We start from the raw sequence: 19,011 nt of genomic DNA on the forward strand, positions 1-19,011 counted from the left end.
AAACGGACCGCCCCGGCTAGCTACAGGCCGGTTATGCACTGAGAAGAATCGCCAGCTGTGACACATCCAAACCACCCCGGATAGTCCGGTCGTCGATGACAGTGAACTAGCATGAAGATCTATGACGTCTAGACAGCCTCATCCAGTTTCTCTCATCGGCGGTGGGCCCGGAGCCTGGGATCTCATCACTGTCCGTGGCATGCACGCTTTGCAAGAGGCGGAAGTCATCTTGGCCGACCACCTCGGCCCAACGGCCCAGCTCGACAAGTTGTGCGATATCTCCTCCAAGCAGCTTATCGACGTCTCGAAGCTTCCATATAGGCGGCAAACCTCGCAGGAGAAGATCAACCATCTCCTCATCGAGCACGCTGTGGCTGGGCGAAGCGTTGCACGGCTGAAGGGAGGGGATCCCTATGTTTTTGGACGCGGTTTCGAGGAGTATCAAGCCCTCCTAAAAGCCGGCATACCCGTTGAGGTCATCCCTGGGGTGACGAGTGCAGTCTCCGTTCCTGCGCTAGCAGGAGTGCCCGTCACCCAGCGCGGAGTGGTGCATGCCTTCACCGTCGTTTCGGGGCATCTTCCGCCTAGACACCCCAAGTCCCTAGTCAACTGGCAAGCACTGGCTACCTCGGGGGCAACGCTTTCTGTCATCATGGGCGTAAAGAATGCCCGTGCCATCGCGCAGGCTTTGCAGGAAGGGGGCCTAGCCCCCACCACGCCGGTAGCCATCATGCAGGAGGGCTCACTTTCCGAGGCCCGGGAATTCCGGTGCGAGCTGCGTGACCTCGGCGAGGTTATGGCAAAGCACCATATTGCGCCTCCCGCCGTCTACGTCATCGGCGCGGTGGTCAACCTTTAGCGATTAGCCTTGGGCAGGCCCGGCTGGAACCCGGCCAAGTTATTTCCTCGTACCTTGCTCAGCCTGATAGGCCGCGCTGGCGGGCACTACTTCAGCATGACCGCCCTCGCCAGCATCAATGCCGTCCGCAACCGGGACACTATTCTCCGGTTCATTTTCCTTGGCTAATGCTGCGGCCTGCGCCTTGCGTTCGTGTCGCGCGCCGTAAATGGTGGCAAAGATGCCGACTGCTAGTAAGGCATACTTTATGACTGCGGTCACCGTCGTCGGCACCTCAAGACCGAAGTACGTTCCCGCTCCTCCGAAAACCTTGTCGATGTTGAGGAAGATAATAGCGGTGCCCACTAGACCTCCTAGCAGGATGGGGCTAATGCGAGAAACCAACCAAGCGGCGAAAGGCGCGGCGATGGTGCCTCCTATAAGCAACGCAAGCACTGAGGAAAAGTTGGAGACAATATCGTGCCAGAGCCCGACCATAAACCCGAGGGTGGCGCCAAGCGTGACTAAGAACTCCGCTGTATTGACAGTTCCCACAATGCGGCGCGGCTGCTCACGCCCGATTGCCATGAGGGTTGAGGTCGACACCGGCCCCCATCCGCCGCCGCCAGTAGCGTCGACAAAGCCGCCGACCAAGCCCAACCCTCCGAGAAAGGCGGTCGAGTGTGAACGATCGCTCACCACCCGGTGCGGCCGTATCTGGGAAAAACGCCACACCAAGTTGATGCCAATGGCGACCAAGATCAAGGAGGTAATGGGGACCGCCGCATCAGTGGAGATATTGGAAAGCACCGTCGCGCCAAGGAAGGCAGCGATGGAGCCTGGAACCCCTAGCTTGAAAACGGTGGGCCAGTGCACGTTGCCAAAACGCCAGTGGCTTAGGCCCGAGACGAAGGTCGTGCCTAGTTCCGCAGTATGTACAACCGCCGAGGCCTGGGCCGGGCCGAGTCCGGCCAGCAACAAGATGGTCGTAGAGGTTACTCCAAAGCCCATGCCAATTCCGCCGTCAACCAGCTGGGCGGCGGCACCGGCGAGGGCGATGAGGATGAGTGTTTTCATGGTTTAGATTCCATTCTTGAGTAGTTGGCGCGCGTGGGTGCGCGCGCCAACTTGGAAGCGGGCCGCGACGATTTCGGCAAGGTCTTCCCCGAGTGGAGGATCGATGTGCCCCGGGGAATCTGAAAGCAGGTCCAGCAAAAGACCTGCGGTGACAAACAGTGGCAGCACACGGACGTGGCGGTACCCAGTGGCCTGGGCGGCTATGGCCTCACGCCCACCGCGAGTAGCAAACGCCACTGAGGTGCTGTGCCCCGTTAGATCTGCAACCCGAGTCGCGAGCTTTTCGACGGCGATGTTCGCGCAAGGGTCTGATGAGCCCACCGCATATAGTATGCAATGCTCATCGGGGTGCGCCTTGAGCATTCGCCGAGCCAATACCCGCGCCATTTCCTCACCCGTTCCTAGGCCCGGGGTTAACTTCAACCGGAGTCCTGAGGAATCCTCCGCCACGCTGACGGCGTTGGGAACATCGACCCTCTGGTGATATCCCGAGGTGAATAACAGCGGGACCACCACGGCTTCCTCAACACCAAGGCTCGCCAAGCTGTTTGCTGTGCCCGCAAGGTTGGGCTCAGTAAACTCCAGGTGAGCGCTGAGGAAATAATTAATTCCCACATCGCGCGCGGCCGCACGCGTGAGTCTGTCGACTCCCGCTGCCGCGCCGGGGTGCCGCGAACCGTGACTAAGCGTAATTAATGCGGTCAATCTTCATCATCCTCCCTGTTCGATGTGCTCACCGCAGTGCGATGCCCACGTCGCCGCAGCGAAAGTTGCAGCGCTTCGGCCGATGAGACGCTGGAGACGGGCGCGGTGGGGGCGTCATCTTGCCCGTGGAAAAGTACGGAAAACACCCGCAGGCACTCCGTGCACTTCCAGGCAAACTCCCCTTCCTCGTCCGGAAAGAGCGATGTTCCCGCACAATATGGGCAATAACTGGGGTGATTCCGGTTTGGATTCGGCTTTCGGCGAAAACTCATTGCAGCTCTTCTTCCGGTGCACGCAGAACCCAGTGCCGGAACTGTTCGCCTTCCTCCCGCTGCTCCTTGTACTTTTCCACGAGGCGAATAACGTACTCGGGAAGTTCTTCCGCGATCACCTTGTGACCGCGCAGTTTGCGTCCCCAATCCGGCGAGAGACCCAAGGCTCCGCCGAGGTGCACCTGAAAGCCCTCGACCTTGTTGCCTTCGGAATCGGCCACCATCTGGCCCTTGAGGCCGATATCGGCGACCTGAGAGCGAGCGCAAGCATTGGGGCAACCGTTGAGAGCAATCGACAGCGGGACGTCAAGATCTCCCAACCTGTCCTCTAGGATGTCAACGAGTTCGATAGCGCGCGCCTTGGTGGTCACGTGCGCTAGCTTGCAAAACTCCAGGCCGGTGCACGATATGACTCCCCGGCGAAACTCTGAGGGCTGCGAGTAAAGGCCAGTGTCATCGAGCGCGCGAGACAACGCCGGTATCTTTTCCTCCTCCACGTCAAGGAACAGCAACTCTTTCATCGGGGTGGTGCGAATTCTCTCAATGCCAAACTCTTCCGCCACATCTGCGATAGCGATGAGCTGCTCACCGGTGGCATGCCCCACGGTGGGCTTAACTCCGAGATAGAGCTTCCCGTCCTTTTGCTTATGGACGCCGAGGTGATCCCTGGAACCGGGTTCGACCTCGAGCGGTTCTCCGTCGAGAAGCGGCGCGTCTAGATAGTCCTTCTCGAGGACCTCACGGAACTTCTCGATACCCCACTGCGCCACCAGGAACTTCAGGCGAGCGCGATTGCGGTTACGGCGGTAACCGTAATCTCGGAAAATGCCGGCCACGCCGGCCCAGACCTCCGCGACACGTTCCAGCGGGACCCAAGCACCCAGTGACTGCGAAAGCATGGGGTTAGTTGAAAGACCACCGCCAACGAAGCAATCGAAACCAGGTCCATGCTCGGGGTGATCGACGCCGACGAAAGCAACATCTTGAATCTCGTGCGTAACGTCTTGGCGGCGATTGCCCGACACCGCGCTCTTGAACTTACGGGGAAGGTTGTGGAACTCCTCGCGCATCAGATAGTCACCAACGATCTCTTCAATGGCCGGGGTGCCATCAATAATCTCATCCGCGGCCACCCCCGCCACTGGGGAGCCGAGCACGACGCGGGGCACGTCGCCGCAACCGAGCAGCGTGTCGAGGCCCACCGCTTCCAGCTTCTCCCAGATGGTGGGGACATTCTCGATTTCAACCCAGTGCAATTGCAGGTTCTGACGATCGCTAAAGTCCGCTGTTGAGCGAGCATAATCGCGGGAAATCTCTCCCACTGTGCGCAGCTGAGTCGGATTGAGCCGCCCGCCATCGAAGCGGATACGCATCATGAAGTACTCGTCCTGCAGCTCGGCATTAGTCATCTGGGAGGTGTGTTCGCCGCCCAGATTTTGCTTACGTTGCGTATAAAGGCCCAGCCATTTGAAGCGCGGCGCCAGATCGGCGGCGGGAATAGAGCTGAACCCCTGCTTGGAGTAGATGTCGATCACGCGTTGCCGGGCGGAAAGCCCCCCGTCTTCTTGCTTGATAGCTTCATCATCATTCAGCGGCGCGGTGCCGTCGATCTTCCACTGCCCCTCCGGTTTCCGAGGGCGCGGGGAGCGTTGCGGTTTCGTTGCTGTAGTCATAGCGTGCAGATCACTACCTTTCTCTTAGTACTCAAAACCTACTGGTCTACACCCAACAGACAAAGCGGTATACTTTAATTTCAGAGGTCGAACCTTATCTACCAGCACTTTTTAGCGCAGATCGACAGAATGTAATTACCCGCCTTGCGTGAATTCCTCGCAGAAGATTCAATGAAACAAATCATTTCCGAGTAGAAATAGACATGTTTATCTAGGGCGGAACTTGCCGTCACCCGATACCCCCGAAAGGCCACCATGACCACCAAGCCCCTCAAAGTTGCAGTTATTGGCGCGGGACCAGCCGGAATCTACGCCTCCGATATCCTGGTTAAAAAGACTGAGGGCAACGTACATATCGATCTCATCGAGCAGATGCCCGCCCCATTCGGCCTCATCCGCTACGGAGTAGCACCCGATCACCCGCGCATCAAGGGCATAATCAAGTCCCTGCACCGGGTGCTGGAGTCTCCCAGCATTCGTTTGCTTACCAACGTTTCAGTGGGGCGCGATATCACCGTTGATCAACTCGGCGCACACTATGACGCCGTCATCTTCGCCACCGGCGCCGTAGGCGATCGCTCCCTCGATATCCCCGGCGCGCAGCTCGAGGGGGTTTTCGGAGCCGGCGAGTTTGTCGGCTTCTACGATGGAAACCCGCGCTTCCAGCGCAGCTGGGATCTGCACGCCCAAGAGGTGGCCGTCATTGGCGTAGGAAATGTGGGCCTCGACGTGGCTCGAATCCTGTCTAAAACCGGCGACGAACTCAAGGTCACCGAGATCCCCGATAATGTTTATGAATCCCTCTCCCGCAACCAAGCCTGCACGGTGCGCGTGTTCGGCAGGCGCGGTCCCGCGCAGGCCAAATTCACGCCGCTGGAGCTTAAGGAACTAGATCACTCTCCGACTATCAACGTCGAGGTCTCTGCGGAAGACATCGATTACGACGAGGCCTCTTTCGCCGCACGTGCGGAATCTAAGTCCCAGGACCTGGTGTGCCAGATCCTGGAAAACTATGCCCTCCGCGAATCGAAACCCGCACCGCACACGCTTCAGATTCATTTCTTCGAGCAGCCCGTGGAGATCTTGGAGGAAAACGGCAAGGTTGCGGGACTAAAAACCGAGCGAACCGCCTTGAGCGGCGATGGTCAGGTCCGAGGAACGGGACAATTCAGCACGTGGCCGGTGCAGGCGGTCTACCTCGCGGTGGGTTATCGCTCCGACGCCGTGGACGGGGTACCATTCAACGAGGGCAAGCACGTTATTAATAACGACGGCGGGCACGTCACCGAACTCGACGGCACTATCGTTCCCGGGCTCTATGCCACCGGCTGGATTAAACGTGGCCCTATAGGACTCATCGGCAATACCAAGTCCGATGCTGCAGAAACTATCTCCATGCTGCTGAAAGATCACGCAGCCGGAAACCTCCACCACTCGAATGACGCTGACGTAGCCGATAGGCTCTCAAATGCGGGCGTAGAGGTACTGAGCTGGGAGGGATGGAAGAAGCTCGACGCTGCTGAGCGCGCACTCGGTGCAGCCGAGGGCCGCGAGCGTAAGAAGTACGTCGAGTGGGAGCACATGGTAGCGCACTCCCTTTCCTGAGCTCGCCTCTCACCGCCCCCGAATACGCGCGGATGATGGATTAGGCGCGGATGATGCTGAGGACCTCATCGACGATCTGTTGGACCTCTTCCTTGGTCTTGGCCTCGACGTTAAGGCGCAGCAGCGGCTCGGTGTTGGAAGCGCGCACGTTGAACCAAGCGTCCGTCCCCTTGAGCTCAACGGTAACTCCGTCGAGGTGATCCACGGACTCGATCTTGTCCGCCATGCCGTCGAGAACGGCCTGCACGGTAGCCTTTTGATCCTTCACGGTGGAGTTGATCTCCCCGGAGTCTTCGTAGCGCATGTACTGCGCCATCATCTCACTGAGCGTGCCCTCGTACTTGCCCAGAGCGGCGAGAACGTGCAGGGCGGCCAGCATGCCAGAATCCGCGTTCCAGAATTCCTGGAAGTAGTAGTGCGCGGAGTGCTCTCCACCGAAGGCAGCCTTGTGCTTGGCCATCTCTGCCTTGATGAAGGAGTGGCCGACGCGGGTACGCACGGGGGTGCCACCCTTTTCCTCGATGAGTTCAGGCACCGACTTGGAGGTGATGAGGTTGTGAATGATGGTGGCACCAGGGAACTTGTCAAGGTAGCGCTCCGCAACCAAGGCACAGATGGCGGAGGGAGATACTGGATGCCCCTTTTCATCCACGACGAAGCAGCGATCGGCGTCACCGTCGAAGGCGAGGCCGATGTCTGCGCCCTGCTCTACGACGAACTTCTGCAGATCAACGAGGTTCTTCGGATCAAGAGGGTTGGCCTCGTGGTTGGGGAAGGTACCGTCCAGCTCAAAGTAGAGGGGGCGCAGATCGACAGGAAGGCCAGCGAATACGGCCGGAGCGGTGAGCCCACCCATACCGTTGGCGGCATCCGCAGCGACAACGAGGGGGCGGATGTCAGAAAGATCGACCAAGGAGTTCAAGAAAGCGGCATAGCCGTCGAGCACGTTCTTCTCGCTGATGGTGCCGGGCTTGCCGGAGTACTCCGGAACGCCGTTGACGAGCATGTCTTTGATCTCCGACAGCCCGGTCTCCTGGCCGACAGGGCGGGCACCGGCGCGGCAGAGCTTGATGCCGTTATAGCGCGCGGGGTTGTGAGAGGCGGTGAACATGGCACCTGCACAGCCCAAATCACCGGAGGCATAGTAGAGCTCATCAGTCGAAGTCAGACCGAGCAAGATGACGTCAATACCTTGGGAGGTGGCGCCTTCCGCGAAAGCCTGCGCAAGCGCCGGGGAGGAAGGCCGCATGTCGTGGCCGATGGCGAGGGTGCTTTCCCCTTCGCCGCGCAAGATAGCCGCATAAGCCGCGGCGGTATCACGCACGAAGCCTTCGTCGATGTCCTTGCCCACCACGCCGCGGACGTCATAGGCTTTGATTACTGCATCTAGGTGCTCACGATTTCGCATAAGCACTAACCTTACCCCGCGCGCAGGCTCTAGCTCTCAGTCAAATGCGAATCCGTGTCCGGAACCACGGAAAGATGTGCGCGGCGACGCTGCTTAAAGTCACTGACTCGGCGGGTGCGGAATACCGGATGATTGGAACGCGCGGGGTCTGCGCCGTCGAAGTTGGCCGCATAATCTATGGGGTCGCGCCCGGATCCTGCTGCCACATCATCGACCAATCCCGTGGTCACGCGCCCGCCCTCACGCACGGCCTCAGCTAGGGCCATGAGATCGTCTTCCTCATCGAGCTCGATTCGGTCCACCCGCACCATCTCCCAGCCTTGTGGGGCTGTAATACGGGCACTGTGCTTCTCACAGAGATCCCAGCTATGAGGGTCTGTCTCATCCGCCAGCGGACCCACTACCGCGGTCTGTTGGGAATAAGCGTAGGTCAATGTCGCCACGGCCGGGCGGCCGCAGCCAGGGCGAGAGCAATGGCGATGAGTAGTCACGCCAATAGAGTCTAAACCCTAAGTTGAGATTTAGGTAGCCTTAGTCCGGCGCGCCCCCACTGATAGCTTTGTTAACCCGACATAGAATAACCCGCATGACCACGTCTGAACGCCACATTCGCCCCGCCCGCGATCGGCATGGGCGAGGAATGCGCGGCCCCCTTCTCCCCCAGCAGACTCCGCGGTTTCGCAGCAAGCGCGAGCGCTTCGACATGGCGGTTCTCGAGGCCTATGCCCCTATCCAAAATGCTTTTGCCGAGCAGCTCTCCAGCCTCGACCTGGCAGTAGACACCGTGCCAAGAATGCGGCTATCGGCCGATATGACAGTGCTCCCAGACGAGATCATCGCCGACGGCCCCGTGCCGCTGGGCCGGATTGTTCCCGCTGGAGTGGACACCCGCGGTAAACCCACTCGCGCCCGGCTCGTAATCTTCCGGATGCCCATCGAGCAAAGGGCTAAAAACGCCCGCGAACAAGCGGAGCTTTTGGGAACCGTCCTCACCGCGCTCGTGGCTGACTACCTCAACCTCGACCCAGAAGACGTGGATCCACACTTTAGCTGGTAAAACCCGCACATTTATGACCCCAGGCTTTGAAGAACCCAGGCGTTGAAGGACCCAAGCCTGAACACCAAAAAAGACAAGTCCCACCATCCCCGGCTGGCTGCCGGAGCGAGGACTTGTCTTGGTCACTAGCAAGAAGAGGCTCTAGCCAATCTCCCGCTTGAGGCGGCGACGCTCACGATCTGAGAGGCCGCCCCAGATTCCAAAGCGTTCATCATGCTCGAGCGCATACTCGAGGCATTCATCACGCACGGCACAGGCCTGGCAAATACGCTTTGCCTCCCTCGTGGAACCACCCTTCTCAGGGAAGAAAGCCTCCGGGTCGGTCTGTGCGCATAGTGCTTGGTCTTGCCACTCCTGCTCAACGGCACCGAAGAGTTCATCCAGCGACATCTCTGCAGCAGCACCGCCACGGAGAACGGCGTTGTTTTTAGCCACTTTGTCCACGCCTTTTCCTTTCTCCGAGGTTGGCCCATCTAACTTACTCAAACGTACCCGGCTATTCCGACCCCACCCTAAGGTGAGCCAGCGTGGCCGCGCCATCTGATTACACTGATGTCATTTCACACTGGATCACTAAATACCGTCAACCTAGAAATGTCTTTACCCACCCCTGATCGCCAAAAACGCTGCACACGATCACCATGCGTAACATTAGTAACAAAGGCCCACGGTCGGGGGTGGATGCCAGGGGTACTACATGTAGTAATGGCCTATCCTCCTGTCAACAATTCTCAGGTTAGATCGGCGTGTCGCACACACAAGGCCAAAACTAAAAACAAAAGCCGGCCCCGACGCGACACTGATTCTTAGTCAGTACGCATCGTGGCCGGCTGATTGAAGCCAGTACCCGGCAAAACCCTAGAGCTAAAGAGATCTACCTAGGCGTCGGAGCTAAACCTCACCCCGGCGTCGGGAAGCACGACCCCAGGGAATACGCGCATGCCGCCCTGCAGCTCACAGCGAGCGCCGACCTGCGCGCCCTCCCCGATGACGCAGTTATCGATGTGGGCGTTGGCACCGATGTGCACGCCCGAAGCAATGATGGAGTTGTTGACCACGGCACCGGGCTCGATGGTGACCCCATCGAAGACGACGGTGCCGTCGATGCGGCAGCCGGCTCCGATGACGGAACCGCGGCCAATGGCAGTGCCCGAAAGCAGTAAAGCGCCGCCCGCGACCCCCGCAGACTCGTCGACGATGGCCTCGCCCGTACGACCGTCGAGCAACGGGGAATAAGCAATGCCGCGTACGAGATCAGAGGAGCCGCGCACGAAATCATCCGGGCGCCCCATATCGCGCCAATAGGAATTGTCCACGTGACCGACCACGAGGTGGCCATCACTGAGCAAGCCCGGGAAAGTCTCCCTCTCCACGGAAACCACGCGGTCGGCGGGGATGGTCTGGATGACCTCGCGCTTGAACACATAGCAACCGGCGTTGATCTGGTTGGTGGGAGGATCCTCCGTCTTCTCCAAGAATTCGAGGACTCGCCCCTCCTCGTCGGTAGGAACGCAACCAAAGGCGCGCGGATCCGCGACGTTGAGCAGGTGCATGGTCACGTCCGCATCCTTGCGGTGATGGGTATCAAGAATCCCGGAGAGATCCATCCCGGAGAGAACGTCACCGTTGAAGACCATGACGGTATCATGGCGCAGTTTGTCGTAGACGTTGCGAATGCCGCCGCCAGTGCCCAGCGCGGTTTCCTCAACGACGTACTCAATATCGAGGCCCAGCTCGGAGCCATCGCCGAAGTACTCTTCAAAAACCTCCGCCTTGAAGGAGGTCGACATCACAACGTGCGTGATCCCGGCCGTCTGGATGCGGGCCAACAGGTGCTGGAGGAACGGGTAATTGGCGGTAGGCAGCATCGGCTTCGGCGTGCCGATCGTCAGCGGGCGCAAACGAGTGCCCCGCCCGCCGACCAGGATCACCGCATCAGTAGAGGCACCGTAATTGGCCACTTCTTCAGTCATTTTCCTTGGATACTTTCTAGTACGTGTTTCCGCGGTTTCGATCCCCGCGGCAGTGTCCACGGCGTGTGCTCCACGCGCGTCCTTGACAGTTTAAAGCAGGAACTTCGGCTTAGCGCGAAAGGCGCGCACGATAAGAGGTGAGCAAAGCACGCAATCGCAGGCCCAACCATAGTGCTGCCCGCAGAGGGGCCTGCCACCACTGGGGATGCCTGTCCGCTAGATACTGATAGGCCGAGGCATGGTGCGCGCGCAGCATCGGGCCAGCATGCACCTTCGTGGAATGGCCCTGCGCATGGGTAATGGCAGCCTCAGGGCAGAAAACGTTGTGCCAGCCCGCCCGGGCCAGGCGGTCCCCCAGATCCACGTCCTCGAGGTACATGAAATAACGTTCATCGAACCCGCCGACTTGGGAAAAAGCCTCGCGGCGCACGAGCAGGCAGGAGCCGGAAAGCCAGCCAGCTGGACGCTGCATGCTCATATCCGCATCATCGCGGTAGGCGCGCGAGAAGGGATTACCCGGCCACACAGAACCCAAGAGTGCATGGCCGATACCGTTCTTCAGGTTGGGCAACGCACGCGCCGAGGGATAGTTCTTCCCATCTGGCTCCACAATCCGCGGGCCGACGGACCCAGCACGGGGCCAACGCTTGGCGCAGTCGATGAGGGCATCGATGCTCCCGGGGCCGAAGGTGACATCCGGGTTGACCAGGAGCAGGAACTCAGGATCAGCCTGACCGTGCTCACTGAGGAAACGCTCACCGGCATTCATGGCGCCGCCGTAACCGATGTTGCCGCCCGTGTCGAGGAACTCAACGTTGCTGTGCGCGGCGGCAGCGGCCTGCGGGGCGCCGTCCGTGGAACCATTGTCGGCAGCAATGATGCGGGTGGGCCGCGAGGTAGCCTGCGCCACGGACTCGATGAGGGACTCCAAATAGGGCCCGGGCGAATAAGTCACGGTCACTATGCCCAGCGGGCGCGGCGCAACAGAATCGGTGCGCGCGCTGTCATTCTTCTTGTTCACAATGGGCCTAGCGTACCCACTTGGGTGCACTCGATCCTGAAAAGACACTAGGAGAACGGCCACGAGTTTCTCCGAAGTCCACAGCGGATCACGGTTTGCGCTCTTTCTGCCCTACACTAAAGCAAAGTTTCCTAGGTAATAGCTAGATAGTAGAAAGCTTCAAACGTGACATCTGAGAACAATCGCCGGGTCCGCGATATCCAAGCCGCGCCGGTGGAGTCTGCTCCTGTCCGCCAAAAGGGTTCGCGGCCGCTGCAGGCCATCATGGCGGTTATGGCCGTCATCGCCGTGGTTTTCTCAGGCGTCGGCTACTTCGTCGTGGGCAAACTCGGCGGCGATATGGCCTCCGTATCTAATGTAGCCCTCGGTAACGAGGGAGGAATCGGCGAAAAGTCGGCCGATGGTGCGGTTGACATCCTCCTGGTGGGGAAGGACTCCCGCACCGACGCCCAGGGCAACTCCCTCTCGGATGAGGAACTGCGCAATCTCCATGCTGGCGTGGATGAGGGCGAGGAAAACACGGACACGATCATGATGATCCGCGTGCCTAACGACGGCTCCCGTGCCACCGCCGTATCCATCCCGCGCGATACCTACGTCCACGACGGGGCATACGGAAACACCAAGATCAACGCCGTATTCGCCGGCCACAAGGCAGACAAAGTCACCCAGTTGGAGGCGGAGAACGCGCAGGCGGAGGCCGCGGGACAAAAGCCACCGCACAGTGAAAAGGACATCGAAAAGCAGGGCGTCGAAGCCGGACGCACCGGACTCATCAGCATCGTGCGGCAGATTACCGGCGTCTCCATCGATCACTACGCGGAGATTGGCCTCCTCGGCTTCGTGCTGCTTACCGACGCCGTGGATGGCGTCGACGTCTGCCTCAACAACGACGTCGATGATGAGATGTCGGGCGCGAAGTTCCCCAAGGGTGAGCAGACTCTCCACGGGGCCCAAGGCCTGGCCTTTGTGCGCCAGCGCTACGAGCTTCCCCGTGGCGACCTCGACCGCATCGTGCGCCAGCAGTCCTACATGGCCTCTCTGGTCTCGAAGGTGCTCTCCAACGACACCCTGACCTCCCCCAGCAAGCTATCTAAGATCGCCGAGGCAGTGAAGCGTTCCGTCGTCATCGATGAAGGCTGGGACATCATGGGCTTTGTGGGTCAGCTCGCAGGCCTCGCCGGCGGCAACGTCACCTTCACCACAATCCCGGTTACCTCCATCGACGGCGTGGGCGATAACGGCGAATCTATCGTCACCATCGACCCCAACGAAGTGCACAAGTTCATGGAGGGCCTGGCCCAGACCGCCGATGAGACCGAGTCCCAAGAAGCCTCCCAAGAGGCGGCAGAAGGAAGCAACCCTTCGGAGAAGCCAGTCGCAGAGAACATGAACATCCACGTCCTCAACGCCGGCAGCATCGACGGCTTGGCCTCCGGAATCGGCGAGTGGCTCACCCGCGTGGGCTATACGGTCGAGCGCACCTCGAACGCCCAATCAGGCGTGTACAGCGAGTCTCAGATTGTCGCCGCGGACGCCAACGATCCTGCTGCCCGCGCCCTCGCTGAGCAAATGGGAGGGCTGCCCGTCAGTGCCAACCAGGGCCTCGAGCCCGGCACCTACATCGTAGTGGCCACCGATGACTACGCCGGCCCCAAGGACGATGCCGCCCAGGCCGCAGAGCCCAGCGAGGATCCTTCCAACGCCCCGGCCGGAACCCCCGGTGATGACTTCGGCACCGCGGAAGTCGCCCCGAAGATCGATGCCGGCGGGGACGGCCCGCGCTGCGTGAACTAGTTCCCCCACGCTCGCGCCGCGGGGCTTGCGCCTACCATGGGCAACCATGGAACTGCTCAAACACCTTCTGCGCTCGGATGCGGCCGCGCCCCGCCTAACGTTCTATAACGAATCCACCGGGGTCCGCATGGACTTTTCGGCCCAGACCCTCGACAACTGGGTCTCTAAGATAGCCAACATGCTCCAGGAAGAACTCGACTTGGACGAGGACTCCACCATCGGCATCAGCTTGCCCGTCTCGTGGCAGCCGGCAGTCATCGCACTCGGCGCCCTCGCAGCAGGTGTCAACGCAGAGTTTCTCAACGCCGATAGCAGCGACACCGCACCCGATGCCATCTTCTGCTCCCCCGCAGACTTCAGCGCCGTCACCGCCGCCTATCCCGGCGCGGATGTGGTTCTAGTCAGCGACGATCCCTTCGGGCGCGGCATCGTCGAATCCGGCGGCGAACTGCCCCCCGGCGCCATCGACTTCGGCCCCACCGTGCGCTTCTACGGCGATCAATTCTTCGGCCCCACCACCGCCCTGCCCCAGCTCTACCCCAGCGACCTCGGCCCGCAGCGTGTGCTCTCCGGCGGCTGGCACGATGAGGAGAGCTTTCAGCACCTACTCCTCGAGCCCCTCGCCGCCGGTGGCTCCGCCGTCATCGTCGCCGGGATGTGCCCTGCCGAGCGCTTGGAGGACATCGCCGCGAATGAGAAGGTTACGCTGCGGCTTTAGTCAGCAATGCCTTTCAACAGCGCCCGTAATCCGAGCCGGAAGGGTTCTTCAGCGAAGGGGTTTTCTGCACTAGAAGTTTCCATTGCTATGGACCGCGCCCACGACTCGTGCGATTTACGCAACGTGGGCGCCTGAACCTCATAATTCTCAGGCACCTCGAAGAGGTTAGCTGGGGCGTTAACGTCCAGAGCGGAACCGTAGATGAAAGACTCCAACATGATGACGCGGGGAAGGATGAGCTCTTGCGCCACCCCTGCCAGCTCAAACACTCGAGCTACTTTCTCGTACATCTGAACTGCTCGCGGCGCTCCGGATACCGGCACGCTAGCGATGACTTCCACCAAGGGCGCGTGCCTTGCAAACACTGCACGATAAGACTCAGCCCAGCGCTCAATTGCCTCGAGGGGATCGACTGATCCATCTAACGCGGCATCGAGTGGCACGGTTTCCACCTGCGCCATAACTGCATCTTCCACCAAGATGAGAAGCTCGTGCTTATTGCTCACGTGGTTATACAAGGCGCTAGGAGCTACACCCATGCGCCGGGCAATTCGCGCCATCGTGAGCTTTTCATAGCCGTTTTCCTCAATGAGGATTAGAGCCGAGTCTGCGATCTTTTTGCGGCTGAGCAGCGCCTGAGATGGTCTTCCCTTGGCGCGCGGAGAATTCATAGGCTTGACCCCTATCGTTATCGACATGATTCCTGTAAAGTGACCCAAAATACAAAATGAACGTCATTCATTTAAGTATTTTTATCAGTCCTTATTGAAGTCTCCCATAGGCACTCTTGTCTGCGGGAGAAGAACAGGAGCTTCTCCACTCATGTCGCATTTCACCACTAAAAACACCCCTATTCTTGACCGCGATGTCGTCGTCATTGGTGCGGGACCGGCTGGATTGATGGCTGCGCGCACGCTCAAACGACGCGGGTACTCCGTCGCCGTCCTCGAAGCTCGAGACCGCGTCGGAGGACGGACCTGGAACGGAAAGGTCGCGGATGCAACCGGGGTGGAACATTTCATCGAGCTCGGCGGGCAGTGGATTTCCCCCGATCAGAACCGCTTGAGCGAGCTCGTCGCAGAACTTGGGCTTGAGACTTTCCAACGCTATCGCTCCGGTAAATCCATTTATGTTTCCCCGGATGGCACCCGTCACGAATACGAAGGAACGTCATTCCCCGCCGCTCCGGAAACCATCTCGGAGATGGATCGGCTCATCGAAATCCTCGATGATCTAGCCGCCGAAATGGACCCAGCACGCCCCTGGGCACATCCTCGGGCTGCGGAGCTCGATTCCATTTCTTTTAGGTCTTGGCTCGAGGGATTGTCGTCGGACTCGGAGGCAATAGACAATGTTTCCATCTACGTCGCTTCCGGGATGCTCACCAAGCCTTCTTACGCATTTTCTACACTGCAGGCACTTCTCATGGCAGCCTCAGCAGGGTCTTTTTCCAACCTTGTGGACGAAGACTTCATTCTCGACCGGCGCGTCGTCGGTGGCATGCAATCTGTATCTCTGGCTATGGCTGCCGAGCTCGGAGAGGATGTATTCTGCTCAAGTCCTGTGCGCGAACTGCAGTGGGCCGAGCCGGATCCGGCGACCGCCGACGAGCTCAACTGCATACCCGCCGATGTCAGAAATGGACTCCCCAATAACGGGTCCGCAGGCTCTGTTAAGGCCTACTCCGATCAGGTCACTGTCAACGCAAGATTCGCCGTGCTGGCCGTTCCCCCAAACCTCTATAGCCGTATCTCTTTCTCCCCTCCTCTTCCCCGCGATCAGCAGATCGTGCACCAACACATTTCGATGGGGCTTGTTATCAAGGTGCACGCAGTCTATGAGACCCCGTTCTGGCGTGAGGACGGTCTTTCCGGAACCGGCTTCGGCGGTGGACGCCTCGTGCAAGAGGTCTACGACAACACCAACTTTGGAGCGAATTTCGCGGCCTCCGAATCTGATACGGAGGACAGCTACGGCACCCTAGTCGGCTTCGTCTCCGATGTGCATGCCGAAGAAATGTGGCACTTGCCGCCGGATGAGCGCAAGGACGCGATTCTCACTGCCATGGCGGATTACCTCGGACCCAAGACCAAAGAACCCATCGCATTCTACCTCTCAGATATGGCGGCCGAGGAGTGGACCCGAGGTGCCTATGCCACCAGCTATGACCTCGGAGGGCTTTCGCGATGGGGCCACCTACAAAACCAGCCGACAGGCTGCATCTACTACGCCTGCTCTGATATCGCGGCCGAAGGCTACCAACATGTAGACGGCGCTATTCGCCAAGGAGAACTTGTAGCTGAGCACATTGCCGAGAGGATCTAGACCATGGCTATCTCAGCTTCGCAGTTTGGCCGACGCCCCGCCAGTGGCCACATCTTAGTCGGCTACGTCGCTACCGACTTTGGGAAAGATGCACTCCGCCTTGGAATTTCTCTCGCCCGGCAGCGAGACGTCATCCTTCACATCACCATGGTTGCTCCAGCACACAATACATTTTCTGGCATCTACCCCCACGATCGTGGATACAGCTCAATCATCGAAGAACAACTTGCGGGGTGGCTGCAAGAAGCGCTCGACGAAGTGCCAGACGATGTCGAAGCCGTCGCCCGCATTGTTCCTGGTCAGTCTGAAGCCGAGGCACTCAACTCTGCTGCTCAAGAACTAGGCTGCGATGTCATTGTTGTTGGCGCTCGTAAGGGGGGGATCTTCAATCGCTTCAAGATGGGGGCAGCCGTCAACGCCCTACTCCACTCCGCCAGCGTCCCCATAGCGCTTGCACCGCGTGGGTACTCATACCCAGGACCACTCACGCGGGTAACTGCGATGTTCGGCCCGCGTCCTGGAACATCCGATGTCATAGCCATCGGCCTCGACCGCGCCCGCCGCCGCCAGATTCCTTTGCGTCTGGTTTCGCTCGTCTTACCCGGAGAATCCGACATGCAAGCTTTAGGAACCGACGTGCCTGGTGCGGTTCGCGCCTACGCCACGAGGGTCCTCGGCGACGTCGCACAGGGCATGCTCGAAGCCGGGCATGCCACCACCGAAGTCGCCAGCGGGCGAGATGTTGAGACCGCCATGGACAAACTCACGTGGGAAGAAGGCGAAGTAGCAGTCGTCGGCTCATCCCGCTTGGCCGTGCCTGGACGCCTCTTCCTAGGCGGTACGGCCTCGCGCATGCTGCGCTCTATCCCCGTGCCCATGGTGCTTGTACCCGCAGGTTATATGCAGGCAGGCGGCGATTCCCCGCCTCTTTCTCCTACCGATCCAGATTCCTCGGAGGTAAATCATGACTAGTGCACCTCCCTCAGCATCCACGGCCTCTGCTCAGCCCACACCCGGTGGCGATCAGGGAGTTATTTCTGCCAAAGGGTTGGCAACTGGCAAAGTCGGCCTCATCGGAGCAGTGGTCATTGGTATCAGCTGCATCGCGCCAACCTATACTCTGACTTCTGGTCTTGGCCCGACAATCTCGGCAGTGGGCGAGTTCGTGCCTGCCGTACTCTTGCTCGGGTTTTTACCCATGCTTCTGGTGGCCTTTGCCTACCGGGAACTCAACAACGCGGTTCCAGATTCCGGTACTTCCTTTACTTGGGCAACCAAAGCCTTCGGCCCATGGGTGGGATGGATGGGAGGCTGGGGCTTAATCACTGCGACCATCCTAGTTCTATCCAACCTCGCCGCAGTTGCAGTCGACTTCTTCTACCTCTTGCTCGCACAGCTTTTCAACTCCCCCGGAATTGCCGAGTGGACTCGTAACCTGTGGATAAACATCCCCACTACCATCGTCTTTATCACTATCGCCGCCTATGTCTCCTACCGCGGCCTCGACTCAACGAAGCGCCTGCAGTACATCCTCGTCTCGGTTCAAGTGCTGGCCATCGTTGTCTTCGACGTCGTGGCTATAGTCAATGCGTACAACAATGGTGGCTTCGACTTCACACCGATCGATCTGGCCTGGTTTAATCCCTTGGAAATTGGTGATTTTTCCCTCATCGCCGCCGGAATCTCTTTGTCCATCTTTATGTTCTGGGGTTGGGATGTCACCTTGACCATGAACGAGGAAACCAAGAATCCCGAGAAGACGCCTGGGCGTGCAGCCACCATTACCGTGCTTATCATCATCGTGCTCTACGTGCTCACTGCCTTGGCAGTCATCACATGGGCAGGTACCGGAGAAACCGGTCTCGGGGCAGGCAATCCCGCCAACCAAGAATCGATCTTTGCGGTCTTGTCTTATCCCGTTCTAGGCCCTGCGGCCCTCCTTATATATGTCGCGGTGTTGTCAAGCTCTTTCGCCTCGCTGCAATCGACCATGGTGGGCCCTGCACGAACACTGCTTGCCATGGGCTATTACAATGCTCTGCCGCCGATGTTCTCCAAAATCAGTCCGCGTTTCCGTACCCCATCCGTGGCAACCATCATCTCCGCAATCGCGGCCGGAGTTTTTTACACGGTTACGCGAATCCTCTCAGAGAACGCACTGTGGGATACTATCGCCGCCTTAGGTCTTATGATCTGCTTCTACTACGGAATAACAGCCGTAGCTTGCGTTTGGTACTTCCGCCGAGAACTATTTTCCTCCGTCCATAACGTTGTCTTCAAACTTATCTTTCCGCTGTTCGGTGGGGGATTCCTGCTGGTGATGTTCTTCATAACCGCCTTCGACTCCCTTGACCCCGACTACGGTTCAGGCTCCTCCATACTAGGCATCGGCACCGTCTTTGTCCTTGGCATGGGAGTCCTCATCCTAGGAATAATCCTCATGATTTTCACGCGCATGCGCCACCCCGCATTTTTCGCTGGAGAAACCCTGGCACGCATCAGCTCCACAGAAAACACGCAAGCCCCACTAACCTAGGCGCAT

General features: G+C 59.3%; 18 protein-coding genes. 8 read left to right on the plus strand and 10 right to left on the minus strand.

Features of this window, described 5'->3' with window-relative positions; translation table 11 throughout:
* Positions 1-121: 121 nt before the first annotated feature.
* A complete protein-coding gene (cobA, locus tag B2696_RS03525; RefSeq protein ID WP_075729327.1) occupies positions 122-859 on the plus strand; it encodes a uroporphyrinogen-III C-methyltransferase in 738 nt (245 codons plus the stop codon).
* Positions 860-898: 39 nt separating this feature from the next.
* Here cobA and B2696_RS03530 read toward each other — a convergent pair whose 3' ends face one another.
* The 4 genes from B2696_RS03530 to B2696_RS03545 are packed head-to-tail and all read right to left on the minus strand — an operon-like array spanning position 899 to position 4,565.
* Complete coding sequence (locus tag B2696_RS03530; protein ID WP_286953938.1) at positions 899-1,915, minus strand: sulfite exporter TauE/SafE family protein; 1,017 nt, start codon at positions 1,913-1,915, stop codon at positions 899-901.
* Positions 1,916-1,918: 3 nt separating this feature from the next.
* Positions 1,919-2,620 (minus strand): sirohydrochlorin chelatase, encoded by a 702-nt coding sequence (locus tag B2696_RS03535; protein WP_286953939.1) that lies wholly within the window; start codon positions 2,618-2,620, stop codon positions 1,919-1,921.
* Positions 2,617-2,892 (minus strand): hypothetical protein, encoded by a 276-nt coding sequence (locus tag B2696_RS03540; RefSeq protein WP_075729325.1) that lies wholly within the window; start codon positions 2,890-2,892, stop codon positions 2,617-2,619. Before B2696_RS03540 ends, B2696_RS03535 begins: the two co-directional genes overlap by 4 nt.
* Positions 2,889-4,565 (minus strand): nitrite/sulfite reductase, encoded by a 1,677-nt coding sequence (locus tag B2696_RS03545; protein ID WP_075729324.1) that lies wholly within the window; start codon positions 4,563-4,565, stop codon positions 2,889-2,891. Before B2696_RS03545 ends, B2696_RS03540 begins: the two co-directional genes overlap by 4 nt.
* Before the next feature lie 255 nt (positions 4,566-4,820).
* Between B2696_RS03545 and B2696_RS03550 the strand changes: the two genes are divergently transcribed.
* The gene (locus B2696_RS03550) at positions 4,821-6,170 is read left to right on the plus strand and encodes an FAD-dependent oxidoreductase (protein ID WP_276621598.1); all 1,350 of its coding nucleotides are present in this window, start codon (positions 4,821-4,823) and stop codon (positions 6,168-6,170) included.
* Positions 6,171-6,210: 40 nt separating this feature from the next.
* Here B2696_RS03550 and B2696_RS03555 read toward each other — a convergent pair whose 3' ends face one another.
* Together B2696_RS03555 and B2696_RS03560 are read right to left on the minus strand one after the other, a co-directional pair.
* On the minus strand, positions 6,211-7,578 hold the full coding sequence (locus B2696_RS03555; RefSeq protein WP_286953945.1) for a phosphomannomutase/phosphoglucomutase: 1,368 nt from the start codon (positions 7,576-7,578) through the stop codon (positions 6,211-6,213).
* A gap of 29 nt (positions 7,579-7,607) precedes the next feature.
* Positions 7,608-8,069, minus strand: coding sequence for a DUF3499 domain-containing protein (locus B2696_RS03560; protein WP_276621602.1), 462 nt, complete (start codon positions 8,067-8,069; stop codon positions 7,608-7,610).
* A gap of 95 nt (positions 8,070-8,164) precedes the next feature.
* Between B2696_RS03560 and B2696_RS03565 the strand changes: the two genes are divergently transcribed.
* Positions 8,165-8,635 carry a metallopeptidase family protein gene (locus B2696_RS03565; RefSeq protein WP_286953947.1) on the plus strand — a complete coding sequence of 157 codons (471 nt, stop codon included), beginning with the start codon at positions 8,165-8,167 and terminating at the stop codon, positions 8,633-8,635.
* Positions 8,636-8,776: 141 nt separating this feature from the next.
* On the opposite strand, the gene B2696_RS03570 is transcribed toward B2696_RS03565, so the two are convergent.
* The 3 genes from B2696_RS03570 to B2696_RS03580 all read right to left on the minus strand — a co-directional run bounded on the left by B2696_RS03570 (position 8,777) and on the right by B2696_RS03580 (position 11,629).
* A complete protein-coding gene (locus tag B2696_RS03570) occupies positions 8,777-9,025 on the minus strand; it encodes a WhiB family transcriptional regulator (RefSeq protein WP_005528147.1) in 249 nt (82 codons plus the stop codon).
* A gap of 488 nt (positions 9,026-9,513) precedes the next feature.
* Complete coding sequence (locus B2696_RS03575) at positions 9,514-10,608, minus strand: NDP-sugar synthase (RefSeq protein WP_286953948.1); 1,095 nt, start codon at positions 10,606-10,608, stop codon at positions 9,514-9,516.
* Positions 10,609-10,717: 109 nt separating this feature from the next.
* On the minus strand, positions 10,718-11,629 hold the full coding sequence (locus B2696_RS03580) for a glycosyltransferase family 2 protein (RefSeq protein ID WP_075729317.1): 912 nt from the start codon (positions 11,627-11,629) through the stop codon (positions 10,718-10,720).
* Positions 11,630-11,794: 165 nt separating this feature from the next.
* Between B2696_RS03580 and B2696_RS03585 the strand changes: the two genes are divergently transcribed.
* Both B2696_RS03585 and B2696_RS03590 read left to right on the plus strand, forming a co-directional pair.
* Positions 11,795-13,426: an LCP family protein gene (locus B2696_RS03585; protein ID WP_286953951.1), complete on the plus strand. Its 1,632-nt coding sequence runs from the start codon at positions 11,795-11,797 to the stop codon at positions 13,424-13,426.
* Between the two features lie 46 nt (positions 13,427-13,472).
* A complete protein-coding gene (locus B2696_RS03590) occupies positions 13,473-14,144 on the plus strand; it encodes a TIGR03089 family protein (RefSeq protein WP_075729316.1) in 672 nt (223 codons plus the stop codon).
* On the opposite strand, the gene B2696_RS03595 is transcribed toward B2696_RS03590, so the two are convergent.
* Positions 14,141-14,815 (minus strand): TetR/AcrR family transcriptional regulator, encoded by a 675-nt coding sequence (locus B2696_RS03595; RefSeq protein ID WP_286953953.1) that lies wholly within the window; start codon positions 14,813-14,815, stop codon positions 14,141-14,143. The genes B2696_RS03590 and B2696_RS03595 overlap by 4 nt on opposite strands.
* Positions 14,816-14,966: 151 nt before the next feature.
* Between B2696_RS03595 and B2696_RS03600 the strand changes: the two genes are divergently transcribed.
* From B2696_RS03600 to B2696_RS03610, 3 genes are read left to right on the plus strand one after another with little or no spacing between them, the layout of a single operon-like run.
* Positions 14,967-16,469, plus strand: coding sequence for a flavin monoamine oxidase family protein (locus B2696_RS03600; RefSeq protein WP_075729314.1), 1,503 nt, complete (start codon positions 14,967-14,969; stop codon positions 16,467-16,469).
* 3 nt (positions 16,470-16,472) lie between these two features.
* Positions 16,473-17,441, plus strand: coding sequence for a universal stress protein (locus tag B2696_RS03605; protein WP_286953954.1), 969 nt, complete (start codon positions 16,473-16,475; stop codon positions 17,439-17,441).
* Positions 17,434-19,005, plus strand: coding sequence for an APC family permease (locus tag B2696_RS03610; protein WP_286953956.1), 1,572 nt, complete (start codon positions 17,434-17,436; stop codon positions 19,003-19,005). The genes B2696_RS03605 and B2696_RS03610 overlap by 8 nt, the downstream gene beginning before the upstream one ends.
* Positions 19,006-19,011: the final 6 nt, after the last annotated feature.

Origin of the sequence: Corynebacterium sp. UBA4397 (genome assembly GCF_002390965.1) — a bacterium.
GTDB classification, from domain to species: domain Bacteria; phylum Actinomycetota; class Actinomycetes; order Mycobacteriales; family Mycobacteriaceae; genus Corynebacterium; species Corynebacterium flavescens.